We start from the raw sequence: 16,756 nt of genomic DNA, 5'->3' as shown, positions 1-16,756 counted from the left end.
TTTAAAGACTATTTTTGATTTACTTAACACACAGCAAATTAATCAATTTGCAAAAACTGGGAAAGCTTTGAGCTTTCCTTTTTTGCGCATAAAAAAAGAACTGTCTCACTTTTGAGACAGCCTCTTTTTTTATTAATCTCTGTGACGTTTATGTCCTTTGTTTTTATGATGATGACCTCTGTTGTCATAATCATAGTAATACACTCTTTTTTTCGCCTGTCCCGGAGCATAATATCTTGCACTTCCTCCATACACTTTCTTGGCCTGTCCCGGCGGAAGTCTTCTTACATGATGATCATGCACTATACATGATGTCATCATCAAGGTAACGGTAATCACCCCTACAATTTTAATTAAACTTTTCATATTTTTTCCACTCTTTCAAATTCAATAGGGACATAACAAGGTTAATGCCAAAGTGCAACAGAGTTTTTGAATTAGAGTATTAAAGGGGTCTGAAAAATATAATAACTAAGGATAATTCAATTTAAAAATCTGAAAGATAAATATGTAAAGAATTGCTTACAAATCTATTCATTATTCTATACTATCGCTTCGTTTTTCAAACAGGACCACATCTTTCCACTGCCCGTTAAGTTTCCCGATCTTTTTTCTGACTCCAACGGTTCTGAATCCATTTTTCTGGTGAAATCTTATGGAAGCCTCATTCTCGGAAAAGATACTGGCCTGAAGAGTCCAGAAACCATGGTTTTCACTGTCAAGGATCATCTTTTTCAGCAGTACTGACCCTAAACCTTTCCCCTGATAAATATTGTCAAAATAAATGCTTACTTCAGCCACTCCTTTATAACATTCTCTTTTACTTATCGGCTTCAAAGCGCACCACCCAACTATTTCATTGTTTTCATTTTCAAGCACCCAGCGGCAGTCGTTGTAATATTCCATGTTCCATGCCTCAGCAGTAGGAACTTCTGTTTCAAAAGTGGATAAACCTCCGTCTACTCCCTGTTTATAAATTTCCAGCACTTTTTTTTCATCACCGGGAAGCATTTCTCTTAATTCGTAATTCATTCTATTTAATAGTATTTTCTTTTATTCTTTCTTTTGATTCTTGAATAGTGGGTCTGCTTTTCTCTTTCATCTTCTGAAATAACGCTTATATTGCCATCCACTTCAAGGATAGAAAGTTTCACATCTCTTATTTTTTCAACGCCATGTTCCCTTATAGCTTCTTCCAGCTCATCCCGTGTGATTTTCACTCTATTTAAGGCAGTCTGGTCTATGACACCATCTCTGATCAGGATTACAGGATCTTCTTCCATAAATGTTTCGAATTTACGGTTGGAGAACATGAGTCTTTTGAGAATGAAGTTGGCAGCAAACAGAACAAGTGCTGCGATAAGACCGCCCTGGAGAGAAGTATCCGGGCCTACCATCGCATTCTGAACGGCATTGGAAATAAGGAGAAGCAACACTACATCTCCTGCATTGAGCTGGGAAAGCTGATTTTTACCAAAGAGACGGATAGCGATCACCATAAAAAGGTAAACGCAAAGGGAACGTACAACGACATCAAGAATAGGATTCACAGATCGTATTTAATAATCAAATGTATTAAATTTAATGATTGACTGCTCAATTATTTTAACAGGAGCCCAGGATAAGAGTTAAAAATTAACGCAATGACAAACAGGGATTTTACTCAAAAGATGAAATAACCATTACATCTGATCATAAAAAAAGCTGCTCTGAAGGCAGCTTTTATTTTTTAAGGGCACTGAGAGATTGGAATCTCACTGCATACTACTTGATTCATCCATTCGCAGTATATGCAATATTTCTTTGGCTCCCCTCCGTAAACGGATTTTAAGTCTGATTTTGTCAGTTTCTTTAAATTTTTCATATTGTTTAATTGTTTGATTGATAAATGTATAACGAATTTTTCAACGGTTTATTACAGATTAATGTTTAAAAATTTCATTATTTATAGGTTGACTGAGAAAAATCTAAGCCTCCAGTTGCCATATAATTAAAATTAAAATACGATTTAAAATTTATTTTATATCTTTAAGTACCAAACATCACACACTTAATCACTTAAAAATATTGAAATGATCACACCAAAAGGAGCCCAGGTCGGGCAATTCGAACCAGTAAAAAAATCACTGATATCCAATGGCCTGCTTTCCGGGCAGGACGAGATGGCTAATTACAACAAGGGCGTATGCCACGATGTGGTAGCTTATGCCTTGTATATGAGAGGTGCAGCTATATCTCCGGATGAACTTGTACAGTTCCGTGCACAGGGATGGCTCAATAAATTCAACTATCCTGCGGGCGACAAGTGGGATGGTTATGCTATCATTCCCAAAGGAAAAGCTATCGGGTTTTACAGGCTTAGAGATAAAACGTGGTTCCATTCGGCTGTCACTACCGGAAACGGTGCGGAGATCAGATCCGTGAACGGATTTTCACTGGGGACAGCATGGTCTGTTCCTGTGGACATGAAATGGGTATTGGGTAAGAAGAATGAAGACGGAACCTTCAACTACGACGGCACAAAAATAGAAGTGTATATATCCTCTTTATAACTGATTGATCAGTTCATTAGCAGAAACCATCAATGATAAAACCTTTGTATATTAAAGAGCGAAAACCTGTATGGATCGCTCTTTCTGATTTTTATCTGGATACGGAACTGCAGGATTATAATTTTCAATATATCGCCAAAATAATTCTGGAAAGTTCATATACTTTTGAGGAAATCAAAATCATTAATATGTATGAAGTGTTTCCTGTTTTACAGCCCAATCTGTTGCAGCCTGCAGGCGAATGGGCCGGCTTTAATGAAAAATGGCTAATTGAGGCCATTACCGATTATCTTGAAACAAAAAACAGCCGTGATGACGTGATGATCAGCACCAATTATAAAAAATATGGCTGGATGCAGGAAGATTACTGGCAGAAACTTGAAAGTATTTACAACGAAATGAAGAAATAAAAAAAGCCACAACATGTATTGTGGCTTTACTATATTCAATTTTTATTATTTATTCTAATTCTCTTTTTAGAAACTTCCCGGTCAAACTCTTTTTTGATTTCACAATTTCTTCCGGGGTTCCCTGGGCAACTATTTGTCCGCCGTGTTTTCCCCCTTCCGGTCCTACATCGATAATATGGTCTGCCAGTTTAATCACATCCATATTGTGTTCAATGATAATGAATGAGTTTCCTAATTCTACCAGCTGGTTGATGGCATCCATCAGGATCTTTACATCTTCAAAGTGAAGTCCGGTTGTCGGTTCATCTAAAATATACAGTGTATTTCCAGTCTGTCTTTTCGAAAGTTCTGTAGCCAGCTTGATTCGTTGCGCCTCGCCTCCTGAAAGGGTTGTAGACTGCTGTCCAAGCGTGATGTATCCCAATCCTACATCCTGAAGGGTTTTTACTTTAGCAAAAATCTTAGGGATCGGCTGGAAAAAATCTACCGCTTCACCAATCGTCATATCCAAAACATCGGAAATTGATTTTCCTTTGTAGCGTACTTCCAGGGTTTCCCTGTTGAAACGTTTTCCGTTGCAGGTCTCACAATGAACATATACATCGGGAAGAAAGTTCATTTCAATAACTTTCAGCCCTCCACCCTGGCAGGTTTCGCATCTTCCGCCTTTTACGTTGAATGAGAATCTTCCCGGCTTATAACCACGGATTTTACTTTCCGGAAGTTCTGCAAAAAGGTTTCTGATGTCTGTAAACATTCCTGTATAAGTTGCAGGATTTGAACGCGGCGTTCTTCCAATCGGAGTCTGGTCTACATCTACGATTTTATCAATATTGTCCAGGCCTTCAATCTTTTTGTACGGAAGAGGCTCCTGAACGGCTCTGTAAAAATGTTTGTTCAGGATCGGATATAAGGTTCCGTTGATCAGGGAAGATTTTCCGCTTCCTGAAATTCCGGTTACCACAACCAATTTTCCTAACGGAATATCTAGGGTTACATTTTTAAGGTTATTTCCAGTAGCTCCTTTTAACAGAATATTTTTACCATTCCCGGCTCTTCTTTCTGCAGGAACTTCTATCTTTCTTTTTCCGTTGATATAGTCTGCGGTGATGGTATCTGCTTTCAACAGGTCTGCCGGTTTTCCCTGCCACAGTATCTCTCCTCCGAATTTTCCGGCTCTCGGACCAATATCCAATACCTCATCGGCTTCCAGGATCATATCTTTATCATGCTCTACAACAATAACGGAGTTCCCGATATCTCTAAGGTTTTTCAATGAATTGATCAGTCTTTCATTATCTCTCTGATGAAGCCCGATACTGGGTTCATCCAGAATATACAGAACGTTCACAAGCTGTGAACCAATCTGCGTGGCCAGACGGATTCTCTGGGATTCTCCGCCCGAAAGGGTTTTAGAACTTCTGCTTAAGCTCAGATAATCCAGTCCTACATCCAGAAGAAACTGAAGTCTTGTTTCAATTTCTTTTAAGATTTCGTAGGCAATGATTTTATGTTTTTCGGAGAATTTATCTTTAACGTCGGATAGCCATTCTTTTAAATCAGATAAGCTTAAAGCATTTACCTCAGCTATATTCTTTCCATCTATTTTAAAACTCAAACTTGCAGGCTGAAGACGGGTTCCGCCACATTCCGGGCAGGTCTCTTCAGTGGTAAAGTGTCTTTCAAGCAACACCGCCTCATAAGATTCTCTTTCTTCAATGATCTCTTCCATAAAGGTGATCAAACCATCGAAGCTTATTTTTATTTTCTTTGTAATCCCTGCGTATTTCAGGTCTTTATTAAATTCTTTGTGGCATCCGTTATAGATATAGTCTAATGCTTCTTCCGGAATATCCTGCATAGGTGTTGCCATACCCAATCCAAAGATCTCAAGGATATTTTTGATCTGTGAAAGGATCCATTTGTTGGATTTAATATCTTCCAGCGGCAATAGTCCACCCTGGTTGATGGACAGTTTAGGATTTTCAATAAAATAATCAGTATTGATCTTTTTGATGGTTCCCAAACCTTTACATTCCGGGCAGCTTCCTTTCGGAGAGTTAAAAGAGAATGTATTGGGTTCCGGAAGTGCCAGTGAGTGTCCTGTTTCGGCATCCATCAGGTTTTTCGAGAAGTATTCAATATCCGGATTCCCAAGTTTCTGGATTCCGATGATCCCCTCGCCCATTTCCATTGCGGTGCGCAGGGATTTCTCCATTCTGGTCTCAGAAGCATTTTCACCAATGATCCATCGGTCGATCACAATGTCGATATCGTGGGTTTTGTACCGGTCAAGTTTCAGGTCATATTCTATATCCTGCAGCTCGCCGTCAATTCTTGCCTGGCCGTAACCTTTTTTTGCCATCTGTACGAAAAGTTCATGGTAATGACCTTTTCTGGAACGTACTACGGGCGCAAGAAGCATTATTTTTTCGCCTTTATAATTTTCCTTAATTGTTTCGAGAATCTGGTCTTCCGTATAGCTTACCAATCTTTTCCCTGTAGAAAGGGAATATGCATCGGAAACTCTGGCATATAACAGACGCAGATAATCATACAGCTCGGTAACCGTTCCTACAGTAGACCTTGGATTTTTATTGGTTGTTTTCTGCTCAATGGCAATTACAGGAGAAAGCCCTTCTATTTTGTCTACATCCGGCCGTTCCAGACCGCCCAGAAACTGACGCGCGTATGCCGAAAATGTTTCTATATAACGACGCTGACCTTCGGCAAAGATGGTATCAAAAGCCAAAGATGATTTCCCGCTGCCGGAAAGCCCGGTAATTACTACCAGCTCGTTGCGTGGGATCTTTACATTAATATTTTTAAGGTTGTGTTCACGTGCTCCGTAAACTTCTATATATTCGGTTGATTTACTCATAATCTGGAGTGATCCTGCCTGAAAATCACAATGTGCAAAATTACGGAATTTTATGGAATTGTATGAAGCGGAAAGTTTTTATTAAAGTTTAATTTTAGTTAAATTTTTAAGCTTTCTTCATATGATCATTTTTCATGAGCTATGCCCGTAAATTTTGTTTATACTGTGGGTGATCTTACGGATTATCAACTTATGATTCGTATATTACAAATAAAAGACTGATACATTGCATCAGTCTTTTGTTATAAAGTTTTTTTATACTTGTCCTACTTGACAAACGAATTGTATGAGTTGAGTACAGATTCATAGGCAGAATCAATCTGCTTGATATCGCTGTCAGAAATTTTGCCTGCGTCTTTAGCATTACGGATCAGTTTTCTGTAGGTATCCAAAAAGCTGGATGCACTTTTATTGAAGCTTTCAAACAATGATTTTTTGTAAGAATACTGTGGATCTTTCACATTGAATTCCAGCTTTGAATTGGCTTCCACTGTTTTGGCAAGCTCATCATACTTCTTCTGAACTTCCGCTTCGCTGAATTTTCCTGAATACTGCTTATCCAGCACATCAATATTAGAATCCAGAGAGTTCATCACGTTTTTGGAAGACATAATATAGTCTTTCATCGGATGATCTTTCAGAATTACTTCTTCAGCGGCATCCGTTGCAGGTTTGATCTTGGCTATGACATTTTCTCCCGAGGTAAATAAGGCCTGGGCTTCGGTTTCAATATCCTTTGTAATAGCATCTGCTTTTGCTCCTTTGTCGTCTTTATAATCTTCAGAGTTCATATAGGATTTAAGCTCTTCGAACTTTTTCTCTATACTTTCTTTTTTAGCTTTATAGATATTAAAGTCTGCCTCTATTGCTGTCTTGTCTTTTTCAAAACCCGACGGTATTTCTTTGATCTTGCTGAATGCATAATCCATAGAACCGATTACAGGCATTATCATAGCATTACCTCCTTTTGCTTTCGCTACGGCTTCATCAGCATATCTCAGAATACTTTCTATGTGCCTGGATGTATTCTTGTAAGAATCCACAAAGTTGTTATTGAATTCGATAATAGCATTAGCTTCGTCTGCACCGCCAAGATTCAGAACAGATTTACCCAGTGTACTGACGTCTTTTTTACAGCTGATAACACTGGCCGATGTAACGGTCAGAGCCATGGCAAGAACGATAATCTTTCTCATATTTTTATAGTTTAGGTTTAGTTGTAATTATATTTCGTCAAGATCGATGTCTTCATTGCTTATTTTCACTACATATTCGATCCCGTCAATTGCTTTTGAAATGATTTGGTTTCTAAGGATATTGGCCATATTTTCCCAGTAGGCCCTTCCGTAGAAGGAATAATTCTGCGGAATGATCTCTATTTCAACAGTTCTTACAAAACCCTCCTTTGGGCGGTTGCTGATCATAGTTCCTCTTCTTACCCGCACTTCTTTTACCTCATCTTTCAGGATCATTCTGCAGTAATTTTTAACATCTTCCAGGGAGATGATCTTGTCTCTTGTGGTTAATGCATATCTGTAAGCCTGAATACTGTCTGTTCCTTTCTGCTCCTCGGAACCGCCTATAGTTTCTGTGAGAAGAACAACGGTCTGAGATTTCAGCTGATTGGAAAGTTCTGTTCCCGGACGCATATGGTTGGCCAGAGTACAATGTGTAACCCAGAATGAGGCATACGTATGGTCTGTTTTTTCTACAGGCTCCATGATAACATAATTCAGTTCCTGTCTTATATTTCTTTTTGCATTGTTCACTTTCTGAACCATGGTCTTCATTTTGTCTGACATTTCGCTAAGCACTCCTTTGACATTATCCCTGTTTAAAAGTGAGAATGCTGCAATCTCATCTCTTGTCAGCTCCAGAACATTGGCGATCATATCTACAGCATTTCTATTGGTAAAACGCTCCATTCCCCCTTTTCTTACCGTATACAAACCTTTTTTAAGATCATCTGCAGGGGTAAAAGGAATCTCCGTGTATCTTCTTCCGTCTCCGTCCTGAACTTCATCTACATACAGGAAATGTTCGCCTTCATCTGTAACCAGGGGTATATTGTTTCCCATGATATCCAGACTATATTCTGTCTTCTTCCAGCCTCTGTTGTAAATAGGGAAAGCATTCATGACAAATGAAAAATTATCTAATATCTCAGCAGAAAACTGTGGCGGGAATTCAAAAGTAAGCCATAAATAGCGCTTGTCTCCAATTTGCTTTCTGATCTCCTCTTTTCCGTTAAGAAAGTCAAGGTTCTGCGGCAGTACTCCCGGCTCCGAAAACAGGCTGCTCGAAAGTCCTGTAATTTCAATGAATTTATGACGGTATATACTTTTGATATCTTCAATAGCCTTATTCCGGATCGACTGTTCTCTGAACATCTGCTCATATCCTTCCTGCTGGCTGTTCGTAAGGTAACTCAGCCCTTCTCTTACAAATAAAGGGTTCCCATTGCTGGTAACAGTAATATAAGGAAGAAGCTTGTAGACGAAATCTATATGCTCAAAGGCAGGATTGGAACAGAATACGCTGATATATTTAGGGAAATTTTCGCTGGCATATCTGCTTACATCTATTCCTATTGTAATCTTCCTATAGTCTTCAGGTTTTCCCTGAAATCTTGCTACCGGTATTTTATTCAGTCTGTCATCTACACTGTAGCAGGTATTTCCTACAAACATTACTGCGGTCTGTATTTTATTGATTCTTACATTACCTACGGGTGTAAAAGGAATATTAAGCTGTTTATCTGATTCCGACTTTACCGTTGATGTCATCTGCTTGCGGAAAAAGAATTCAGTGTGCTCCAAAAGGACTTCCGAAGACTCGTAAGGCAGTGTAAAAGCAACCGCATGGGCAGGAATTGGATGGGTATAAATGGATGGGGTCAGAAGTTTTGCTAGTTTCTCAAGGATTCTTGCATTGACGGTCTGAATTTCGTTATTGGCCTTAAAAACTTCTGTACTGAATGCGTCTATCAGTAGTTTTACAAAAGGGTCCAGAGACTGTGGACTTTTCAGTCCCCACACTTTGGTGGCGTTCTGAAGCATTCTTGCCTTTACAGATTCTTTGGAATATATATTCTGATCTAAGTTCATAAATTTTTCTGCTTTAAAAAACAATTAGTCAATAGACATCGGGCTTAAAAATAATTCTGTAGAAAAGCTGAAACGCTCTCCTGTTGCCTCCATTTTTGCATTGATGGCAATTCTTACTTTCTTTTTGATCTCTGTATGTTCTTTGGTATCGTAGCTGTGCTCTACAAATTGTATGTGCGCATCAACCTGCGGATTTACGATGCGGGGTTCATATTCCTGGATCTGCCTTCTGAGGCTTTTAATGAAAACGCTTTCCCAAACGGCACTGGTAACTCCATTATCGAATTCCAGATTCCAAACATCGTTTCCATAATTGTCATCATATCTGTTTTCGCCTTTTTTGGTGGTGATCAGAAGCATGATATTGTGAGCAATGCTTTCGCCCATGTCGCAGATATCAATGCTTCCGCCTTCAGTCATTAACGTTGAAGGCACGAAAGGCATTCTGTAATTTGGTGTGTCCATAGTCAGCTTCTTATTTTACTTCATAGTTTAGTTTAAAAAGAACTACCAAAATACACATTTTCATGAAATAAATAAGAAAAGAAATCAAAAATCTCATTGAAAAAAGGGCTTCCAAAAGAATTTGGGAGCCCTGATATATGGTAGAAACGGTTAATTTTATCCTATTGATCCGCCTGCTTTTTCCTGTTAATGAAATAATACACCGGAAGTCCCAGGAGTACCATTAAAAATCCGGGCCACGTATACTGCTGTTTGTAGATCAGAAGAAGTACGCAAAACCCTGTCCCTATCAGAAGATAAATGATAGGCGTTACCGGATAAAGCCAGGTTTTGTAAGGCCTTTCAAGGTCCGGCTTTTTAAATCTTAAATAAATAACTCCAAAAACTGTAATCATATAGAACAGAACGATCACAAAAGAGATCATGTCCAGAAGGTTACCGTACTGTCCGCTAAGGCATAACACCGAAGCCCAGATTCCCTGCATCCATAAAGCATTCTCCGGAACTTCATTTTTGTTGTTCTTTTCTGCTGATTTAAAAAACATTCCGTCTTTTGCCATAGTTTGAAATACTCTGGCTCCAGCCAGAATCAGCCCATTGTTGCATCCAAACGTAGAAACCATTACAAGAACTGCAATAATAATGGTCCCTGCACTTCCGAAAATATTCTGTGAGGCTGCCACAGCAACCCTGTCATTGGCTGCAAAAGCAATACTGTCCCTGTCTAAAGCATTCAGGTATACATAATTGACCGCCAGATAAAGGATCATGACTGCAGAAGTTCCATAGATCATGGATTTAACAATATTTTTCTTCGGATTTTCCACTTCCCCGGAAACGAATGTTACGCTTTCCCAGGCTACCGAACTGAAAACAGATCCTACCATGGCTGCTGCAATACCTCCAAGCAGGGTCATTCCACCAATCGGCTCCCAGCCTTCTTTAAGAAAATTACCGCTTATATCTTTTTTAAGATTATTGAATGAATCAAAACCCAGACTGAAATTTTCAGCTAAATGCGAAAAATCAACTAAAATAAATCCAACAGCAATTAAGCCCAGTAAAGCAATGATCTTTGACCCTGTAAATACATTCTGAAGCAGCTTTCCGCTCTGTACGCCTCTTGTATTAATATAAGTAAGTAAAAGAATAACGGCTATTGCCAGAATCTGTATCCACGTGATTTTGAACTCTCCGCTCTGGAAAATAGGGGCTGCATCATTCAATGACGGAACCAGATAAGCTGTAAATTTACCGAAAGCCATTGCTACTGCAGCAATCGTTCCCGTCTGGATTACCGTAAACAGACCCCAGCCGTATAGAAATCCCATCTTTTTCCCAAAGATCTCTTTGAGATAAGTGTACTGCCCGCCTGCTTTTGGAAACAGCGCTGAAAGTTCTCCATAGCTGATTGCTGCCGCTACAGTCATCACTCCGGTAATGATCCAAACTATGATCAGCCAGAAACCGGATCCCAGGTTCCGCATCATATCGGCACTTACAATAAAAATTCCGCTTCCAATCATAGATCCCATTACCAGCATAATGGCGTCCCAAAGTTTCAGTTTTTTCTGCATAGTCAAGTATAGGCATCAAATATAAACAAATCTGACATTGATTTTCATATTTGTTTAAAATTTACTGCACCACCTGCTTTTTATCAAGTTTTTATCGAATTGTTATTCAATTTTAATTAGTACTTTTGGAAAAAATATTAAAAATGAAATTCAAGGCTATATTATTGGCAGCAGCTGTAAGTGTTTCTACTTTAGCTTTTGCACAGGAGACATCACAGAAAAAGTCTGGACCGCCGGCAGGAAACGCTATTGCAGGTGATGCATACGGAGCTGGAGTAACTTCAGAATCTAAAGCCATCACAGTAGATAAACTGAGCAAAAAGCTTAAGAAAGACAATAAAAAAGTGGAAGGCGTTGCCGTTAAAGGAAAGGTAACTGATGTATGCGAGAAAAAAGGATGCTGGCTTACCATCCAGACTGAAGACAATTCTCAGTTTTTCGTAAAAATGAAAGATTATGCATTCTTTGTTCCAACAGCTTTAAAAGGTAAAAATGTTGTATTGGAAGGTACTGCAGAAAGAAAAGTAACTTCAGTAGACGAACAGAAGCATTATGCTGAAGATGCCAAGAAACCTCAGGCTGAAATTGATGCCATCACAACCCCTAAAGAAGAGATCAGGTTTGTAGCCAATGGTATTAAAGTGGTCAACTAATTAATTCATTATATAACAAAAACGTCCTCAGAAAGTAATACTTTTTGAGGACGTTTTGTTTTTATGCTCCCGCAGATTGCGAAGATCTGGCGGATAGCATTTTCTTTTAAACTAAACTAAAATTTCTGAATCAAAAAAATGATCCTATAAAATGGGGGTTTAATCTTCTATTGTAAATTCTGCAGGTGCATCCAGTTTCGGATATTTGGTAGCGGCTACAAATTTCTTTCCTGTACAGTCTATCTCCAGCCAGCCTTTTCTTTTTTTCACATCTCCCACTTCCATCACAAAAGGTACAAATGATATTTCATCCTTTCCTTCTTCCATAATTTCGCGGTACTGAACTGCAACATCCAGAATGCATTCATGATCTGTATTCAGTTTTACATTTCTGTAAATAATATCATAATGGGTCTCCTGGTTTTCGGGAATTTCAAGATATTTCTCCCATCCTTCTGTATCCGAATTCAGTTCACTGATTGCTTTTAATGCATAATATAAAGCAACCGTATAGTATTTCCTGGTTCCCTTTCTTGTATAGTCATCTACGAAATGTCCGCCCTCAAACAAAATAGTCGGCATTCCTGCCTTAATGAAATTATCGCCTGTAGAGGTGGGATAAAACTCATCAGAATATCTGCCGATCTGATTCGGAATTAATTCTTTTAGGTGATCGTAAATTCTTCCAATTACTGCCATGCATTTTTTCCTGTTATCAGTGATGGTACGTTCTTCATTTTCGGAAGGTGCCAAAAAGGAAAGTGTTGCCGGGTGTATTCCGTCTGTAGTAAAAATAGTTCTCTGTTCATGCAGATTTAATGCATAATCATACTTTTTTGAGGCAACGGCTTTTTTAAGGAATTTAATTTCCTTACTCGACTCATTATGAAAGTCTCTGTTCAGATCAATATCTGCAGCATTAAGCCTTGTCCATCTTTCTGATCCGTCAGGATTGAGCATAAAAATAAAATCCAGCCTGATCTTAGTGAAAAGATCTTCTTTCATTTCCGGAGCTTTATCCAAAACCTCAAGAAGGTCTAGCATGGCATGGCTGGCATTGGATTCATTTCCGTGCATCTGTGACCATGCGAGAACATTAACTGTTCCTGTTCCTATGCTTAACTGATAAATAGGTTTATCTAAATATGATCTTCCAATCTCCTGAACATAATCGCTGAGATTAGTCTGTAAGTAAGAAAATAATTTTTCAGGGGAAATATAGCGGTTTGAGAAATTAGGGTTCGGAGAATAGAGCTGTTCAAAATTCATTCTAAATAATTTACAAGAGTCAAATTTAATGAATTTTAGACATAAAAACATGGTTAACATTTGTAACTTAGTTAAACAACCTCAACTGTCATTTTGTCTGTGGATAAAATTGTTAATTGTGTATAATATAAATGTAAATAATCAAGTACAACAATATCAATAAGTTACAATATTTATATAAATTATATTTGAAAGGTTACTTTAAGTGGATAATTCTGTATTTATCGGACAATAGGCATAATATTATTAAACGATACGGATGTGGAAAACTTTACTCGTTACACCTATATACAAATGTAAATAGTTGATTTTCTTCATTTAGTAAGCAAAATTCATCAAAATTTAGACCTCAATAAAATCATTACCATAAACCGAAAAAATTTTAGTCAATTATGGGATTTATTTGTAAATAAATATTATTTAAACCACTCACTTACAGTATTATATATAAAAATTTACTTTTGTACACAGCAAATAAGTTATCTTCAGTGCCAAATTAAAATGTAGCATTCGTTCACCATAATCTGGGAGTTTAAATTTTTAAAATGCTTATAATCAGATACTATATAAATACCGGGTTTAAATTATGAATATCAATTCAAGATGCTTAACAGTAAATTGGAATAAGAGCTTAAGGAGACATAAAAGTTAAGTTTACTTTATTAAATCGCCTTATAAGATAGTATTGGGATATGTAAAACATTGTTTTTAAACATCTTATATTAATTTACATCTGTATATTTACAAAACTCAACTTCGTTTACTTTTGTAATTTGGTTATGTAAATTAAATCATTTACATTTGTAAAGTAATTAATAACTTATTTTTATGAGTTTAAACGAAAGAATTTCCAAAGTTATAGAGTATTCCAATCTCAGTCCTTCTGAGTTTGCAGATGAGATCGATGTACAGCGTTCTTCCATTTCGCATATCACTTCCGGAAGAAACAAGCCTTCTCTGGAATTTATTATAAAGATAAAGTCGAGCTTCCCGGAAATACTTTGGGACTGGCTGGTTACAGGTGAAGGTGAGATGCTGAAATCCGAATTACCGGATGTTCAATCTACTTCAGAAGAAAAACCGGAAGACGAAAAAGGAAAACCTACTCCGCTACCCGACTTGTTTACGATGATGAAAGATGATGAAGATTTCGGAACAGAGGAAGAAACGGATGTTCTAAAAGAGAGCCCGCGAGAATCGTTTATACCGCCCCCTTATAGATCATTGGAAAACATATCCGATTCTCAGCGATTAGAAAATTCCAATGATAAAATATTAAACCAAGTCATTGGAAATCAGGAAAATAAAATAAAAAGGATCGTTCTGTTCTACGAAAACGGAAAATTCGAAAGTTTTGAGCCATAAAAAACCTGATCAGGTTAATGATCAGGTCAAAAATATTTGAAGAAAACTAAGCTATTGCTTTATAAGTTTTGTAACTTTTGTAAGTTCGCTGTTTTTTATTTTCAAAATATAATTTCCTTTCGGGAGATCTGAAACATTATATTCTTCAGCTCCATTTAAAGTTCTTATATGTTTTCCTGAAAGGCCGATTATTTCTACGCTGCTGATTTTAATTTTTTCAGGATTATTGATTTTAAAATTATCTTTTACCGGATTTGGATATACCTGAATTCTATTATCGTACTGCATTGCTTCATTTGTTCCTAAAGTTGTTGAAGTAAAATTAATGATAAACGGCATATCTACAGTATAATCCGGTGCAGTCGCCGGGTTTCCCGTATCTACTAATGGAATCCATGTTCCTGCAATCGCATCATTTTGTTTCGCATTAAAAGCAGCAAGCCCTCTGCTTCCGGGTATTGTAACAGAAGGTAAAAAACCAGCGCTCGCGGTCACTACATTTTGCAGTTGATATTTTATCCAGTAGGTACCTGCACTTAAGGTAACAGGCGTAGTAGCAGAAACTTTCCATATCCTTCTTGCTGTGCCCGGCACAGATACTGAATTCGGTACTGCACTGTTAAATATTCTGTACATATTGGCATCTACGCTGCTCGTGAATCTGTTGGCAGTATCATTCCCAAAAACACTTACAGCACCTGCTACAGAAGGATCAGAGCTAAATATATTTACTCGTACCGTATTAAACGGAGAAGTCGTTCCCATATAACTTGTCTGATAAGCAAAAAAATCGATACTGGTAATCTGCCATGATGCCCCTGCCGGAATTGTAAAGTCATCTGCAATAAATAAATTAGATGCTGCCGAACTATACATTCCCCCAAATCCGGAAGTTCCGTTTGATTCTGTAGTATTCCCAGTATTATTCTGAACTTCAGACCAGGTGTATCCGGCAGGTGCTGCTGTGCCGCTTTTAGAAGTAGCTCCAGTACTTAAACCTCCATTATTGTAGGTCTGTGCTGTGGCAAAGTTAGCCGCCATAAAGGCAGTAATAAGTAATGTTTTTTTCATGGGTCAGGTTTTAATAGTTTAATCAAATATAAACAATAATAATAAACATGACAATAAAAACTAAATATAAATATCTAATAATCAACATATATTAATTATTATAAACAATATTACGATATGGAATATTGCTTTTAAAACATGAATATATCAAAACTAAAAAGCCCAGCAGTTTTCTGCAGGGCTTCTGTAATTTTATAAAATATTATTATTTCTTCCTTCTTTCCAGTTCTTTCTTGATCAGTCCCAATTCTCTTCCGGTCTGCCCGGCTACAGAAGTGTTTTCTCTTGCTCTTCTTGTAAGATACGGCACTACATCCTTCACAGGACCGTACGGAAGATATTTAGCCACATTATAGCCTTTATCTGAAAGATAGAAGGTGATATTATCACTCATTCCGTAAAGCTGTCCAAAATAGATATGAGGGTTTCCGTTCTCAAGAGATCTGGCTTTCATTTTATCCATAACCAGTTCGGATGAAATTTCGTTATGAGTTCCAAAGAATGCAGATACCTTATCCAAATGATTCATTACAAAATCAATTCCGGCATTGTAATTCTTATCCGAAGCCTCCTTATTCGGCTGGATAGGATCCGGATATCCTTTTTCTTCGGCTCTTGCCCTTTCCTTTTCCATGTAGGCGCCACGAACGATCTTATATCCTATGAAATAATTCTTTTCTCTGGCTCTCTGAAGATGAGCTTCCATATACTCCAGTCTTCCGGTTCTGTACATCTGAATGGTATTCCATACGATTGGCTTTTCCCGGTTGTATTTCTCCATCATGTTTTCACAAAGGTGGTCTGCTGCATCCTGCATCCAGGTTTCTTCAGCATCTATCATTACTTTTTTGTCATTCTCATGGCAAAGACTGCATACCTCATCAAATCTTCTTACAACTCTTTCCCATTCTTCTTTCTGACTTGAAGTAAGCTCAGCACCACTTCCTACTGCTTCATAAAGATCAATTCTTCCAAAAGCAGTGGGTTTAAATACAATAAAAGGAATAGCAGGATTTCCCACGGAAAATCTAATGATATCTTTGATCTCCTTGCAAACTGCATCAAAGGTTTCCTCATCTTCTTTACCTTCAATAGAGTAATCGAAAATACTTCCCACTCCTCTTTTGAAAAGCTGTTTTACCGCCTTCATGCTTTCTTCACGGGTTTCGCCACCACAGAACTGTTCAAACAAAGTGCTTTTTACAATCCCGGTTACGAAAGGAAAATTATTGTGTACCGTAAAATTAAGAACAGAAGTTCCAAGACTGGTAAGAGCAGGCTGTTCAATCATTTTAAACATCCAGTACGCCTTTCTCAATTGTGCATCAGACTTGTCTGCAAATGCTACTTTAGTATCGTTAAAAATGGGCATCCTTTTTATTAAATTTAGTTTTGCAAAGGTAATA

General features: G+C 37.7%; 16 protein-coding genes. 4 read left to right on the top strand and 12 right to left on the bottom strand.

What is annotated here, in order from left to right:
• Positions 1-132: 132 nt before the first annotated feature.
• The 4 genes from J4Q03_RS20545 to J4Q03_RS20530 form a co-directional block, all read right to left on the bottom strand.
• The gene (locus tag J4Q03_RS20545; RefSeq protein ID WP_426049983.1) at positions 133-366 is read right to left on the bottom strand and encodes a hypothetical protein; all 234 of its coding nucleotides are present in this window, start codon (positions 364-366) and stop codon (positions 133-135) included.
• A 171-nt stretch (positions 367-537) separates the two neighbouring features.
• Complete coding sequence (locus tag J4Q03_RS20540; RefSeq protein WP_426049982.1) at positions 538-1,032, bottom strand: GNAT family N-acetyltransferase; 495 nt, start codon at positions 1,030-1,032, stop codon at positions 538-540.
• A 5-nt stretch (positions 1,033-1,037) separates the two neighbouring features.
• On the bottom strand, positions 1,038-1,550 hold the full coding sequence (locus J4Q03_RS20535; RefSeq protein WP_426049981.1) for a DUF421 domain-containing protein: 513 nt from the start codon (positions 1,548-1,550) through the stop codon (positions 1,038-1,040).
• Between the two features lie 179 nt (positions 1,551-1,729).
• The gene (locus tag J4Q03_RS20530) at positions 1,730-1,864 is read right to left on the bottom strand and encodes a bacteriocin-like protein (RefSeq protein WP_426049980.1); all 135 of its coding nucleotides are present in this window, start codon (positions 1,862-1,864) and stop codon (positions 1,730-1,732) included.
• Between the two features lie 208 nt (positions 1,865-2,072).
• On the opposite strand from J4Q03_RS20530, the gene J4Q03_RS20525 reads away from it, so the two are divergent.
• Positions 2,073-2,552 (top strand): hypothetical protein, encoded by a 480-nt coding sequence (locus J4Q03_RS20525; protein WP_426049979.1) that lies wholly within the window; start codon positions 2,073-2,075, stop codon positions 2,550-2,552.
• A gap of 32 nt (positions 2,553-2,584) precedes the next feature.
• Complete coding sequence (locus J4Q03_RS20520; RefSeq protein WP_426049978.1) at positions 2,585-2,962, top strand: DUF7079 family protein; 378 nt, start codon at positions 2,585-2,587, stop codon at positions 2,960-2,962.
• A 49-nt stretch (positions 2,963-3,011) separates the two neighbouring features.
• On the opposite strand, the gene uvrA is transcribed toward J4Q03_RS20520, so the two are convergent.
• The 5 genes from uvrA to J4Q03_RS20495 form a co-directional block, all read right to left on the bottom strand.
• Positions 3,012-5,843 (bottom strand): excinuclease ABC subunit UvrA, encoded by a 2,832-nt coding sequence (gene uvrA / locus J4Q03_RS20515; protein WP_426049977.1) that lies wholly within the window; start codon positions 5,841-5,843, stop codon positions 3,012-3,014.
• Between the two features lie 266 nt (positions 5,844-6,109).
• Positions 6,110-7,039 (bottom strand): DUF3829 domain-containing protein, encoded by a 930-nt coding sequence (locus tag J4Q03_RS20510; RefSeq protein ID WP_426049976.1) that lies wholly within the window; start codon positions 7,037-7,039, stop codon positions 6,110-6,112.
• 27 nt (positions 7,040-7,066) lie between these two features.
• Positions 7,067-8,950: a type VI secretion system baseplate subunit TssF gene (locus tag J4Q03_RS20505; RefSeq protein ID WP_426049975.1), complete on the bottom strand. Its 1,884-nt coding sequence runs from the start codon at positions 8,948-8,950 to the stop codon at positions 7,067-7,069.
• Between the two features lie 24 nt (positions 8,951-8,974).
• Positions 8,975-9,415, bottom strand: a complete 441-nt coding sequence (locus tag J4Q03_RS20500; RefSeq protein WP_426049974.1) for a GPW/gp25 family protein — start codon at positions 9,413-9,415, stop codon at positions 8,975-8,977.
• Positions 9,416-9,576: 161 nt separating this feature from the next.
• The gene (locus J4Q03_RS20495; protein WP_426049973.1) at positions 9,577-10,992 is read right to left on the bottom strand and encodes an APC family permease; all 1,416 of its coding nucleotides are present in this window, start codon (positions 10,990-10,992) and stop codon (positions 9,577-9,579) included.
• Positions 10,993-11,135: 143 nt separating this feature from the next.
• On the opposite strand from J4Q03_RS20495, the gene J4Q03_RS20490 reads away from it, so the two are divergent.
• Positions 11,136-11,645 carry a DUF4920 domain-containing protein gene (locus J4Q03_RS20490; protein ID WP_426049972.1) on the top strand — a complete coding sequence of 170 codons (510 nt, stop codon included), beginning with the start codon at positions 11,136-11,138 and terminating at the stop codon, positions 11,643-11,645.
• 159 nt (positions 11,646-11,804) lie between these two features.
• On the opposite strand, the gene J4Q03_RS20485 is transcribed toward J4Q03_RS20490, so the two are convergent.
• Positions 11,805-12,914: a M14 family zinc carboxypeptidase gene (locus tag J4Q03_RS20485; protein WP_426049971.1), complete on the bottom strand. Its 1,110-nt coding sequence runs from the start codon at positions 12,912-12,914 to the stop codon at positions 11,805-11,807.
• Positions 12,915-13,742: 828 nt separating this feature from the next.
• Between J4Q03_RS20485 and J4Q03_RS20480 the strand changes: the two genes are divergently transcribed.
• Positions 13,743-14,279 carry a helix-turn-helix transcriptional regulator gene (locus J4Q03_RS20480; RefSeq protein WP_426049970.1) on the top strand — a complete coding sequence of 179 codons (537 nt, stop codon included), beginning with the start codon at positions 13,743-13,745 and terminating at the stop codon, positions 14,277-14,279.
• Between the two features lie 51 nt (positions 14,280-14,330).
• On the opposite strand, the gene J4Q03_RS20475 is transcribed toward J4Q03_RS20480, so the two are convergent.
• Together J4Q03_RS20475 and J4Q03_RS20470 are read right to left on the bottom strand one after the other, a co-directional pair.
• A complete protein-coding gene (locus J4Q03_RS20475) occupies positions 14,331-15,350 on the bottom strand; it encodes a T9SS type A sorting domain-containing protein (RefSeq protein WP_426049969.1) in 1,020 nt (339 codons plus the stop codon).
• Between the two features lie 205 nt (positions 15,351-15,555).
• Positions 15,556-16,722, bottom strand: a complete 1,167-nt coding sequence (locus J4Q03_RS20470) for a proline dehydrogenase family protein (RefSeq protein ID WP_426049968.1) — start codon at positions 16,720-16,722, stop codon at positions 15,556-15,558.
• Between the last annotated feature and the right edge of the window lie 34 nt (positions 16,723-16,756).

The organism is Chryseobacterium sp. NFX27, from assembly GCF_049887855.1.
GTDB lineage: Bacteria > Bacteroidota > Bacteroidia > Flavobacteriales > Weeksellaceae > Chryseobacterium.
This window is presented reverse-complemented; position numbering and strand designations above follow the sequence as displayed.

What these genes read in the sequence shown, in the direction of transcription:
- J4Q03_RS20485 (WP_426049971.1), bottom strand. Translation starts at nt 12,914, where the DNA reads ATGAATTTTGAACAGCTCTATTCTCCGAACCCTAATTTCTCAAACCGC.
- J4Q03_RS20520 (WP_426049978.1), top strand. Translation starts at nt 2,585, where the DNA reads ATGATAAAACCTTTGTATATTAAAGAGCGAAAACCTGTATGGATCGCT.
- J4Q03_RS20540 (WP_426049982.1), bottom strand. Translation starts at nt 1,032, where the DNA reads ATGAATTACGAATTAAGAGAAATGCTTCCCGGTGATGAAAAAAAAGTG.
- J4Q03_RS20475 (WP_426049969.1), bottom strand. Translation starts at nt 15,350, where the DNA reads ATGAAAAAAACATTACTTATTACTGCCTTTATGGCGGCTAACTTTGCC.
- J4Q03_RS20510 (WP_426049976.1), bottom strand. Translation starts at nt 7,039, where the DNA reads ATGAGAAAGATTATCGTTCTTGCCATGGCTCTGACCGTTACATCGGCC.
- J4Q03_RS20525 (WP_426049979.1), top strand. Translation starts at nt 2,073, where the DNA reads ATGATCACACCAAAAGGAGCCCAGGTCGGGCAATTCGAACCAGTAAAA.
- J4Q03_RS20500 (WP_426049974.1), bottom strand. Translation starts at nt 9,415, where the DNA reads ATGGACACACCAAATTACAGAATGCCTTTCGTGCCTTCAACGTTAATG.
- J4Q03_RS20495 (WP_426049973.1), bottom strand. Translation starts at nt 10,992, where the DNA reads ATGCAGAAAAAACTGAAACTTTGGGACGCCATTATGCTGGTAATGGGA.
- uvrA (WP_426049977.1), bottom strand. Translation starts at nt 5,843, where the DNA reads ATGAGTAAATCAACCGAATATATAGAAGTTTACGGAGCACGTGAACAC.
- J4Q03_RS20545 (WP_426049983.1), bottom strand. Translation starts at nt 366, where the DNA reads ATGAAAAGTTTAATTAAAATTGTAGGGGTGATTACCGTTACCTTGATG.
- J4Q03_RS20480 (WP_426049970.1), top strand. Translation starts at nt 13,743, where the DNA reads ATGAGTTTAAACGAAAGAATTTCCAAAGTTATAGAGTATTCCAATCTC.
- J4Q03_RS20470 (WP_426049968.1), bottom strand. Translation starts at nt 16,722, where the DNA reads ATGCCCATTTTTAACGATACTAAAGTAGCATTTGCAGACAAGTCTGAT.
- J4Q03_RS20505 (WP_426049975.1), bottom strand. Translation starts at nt 8,950, where the DNA reads ATGAACTTAGATCAGAATATATATTCCAAAGAATCTGTAAAGGCAAGA.
- J4Q03_RS20490 (WP_426049972.1), top strand. Translation starts at nt 11,136, where the DNA reads ATGAAATTCAAGGCTATATTATTGGCAGCAGCTGTAAGTGTTTCTACT.
- J4Q03_RS20530 (WP_426049980.1), bottom strand. Translation starts at nt 1,864, where the DNA reads ATGAAAAATTTAAAGAAACTGACAAAATCAGACTTAAAATCCGTTTAC.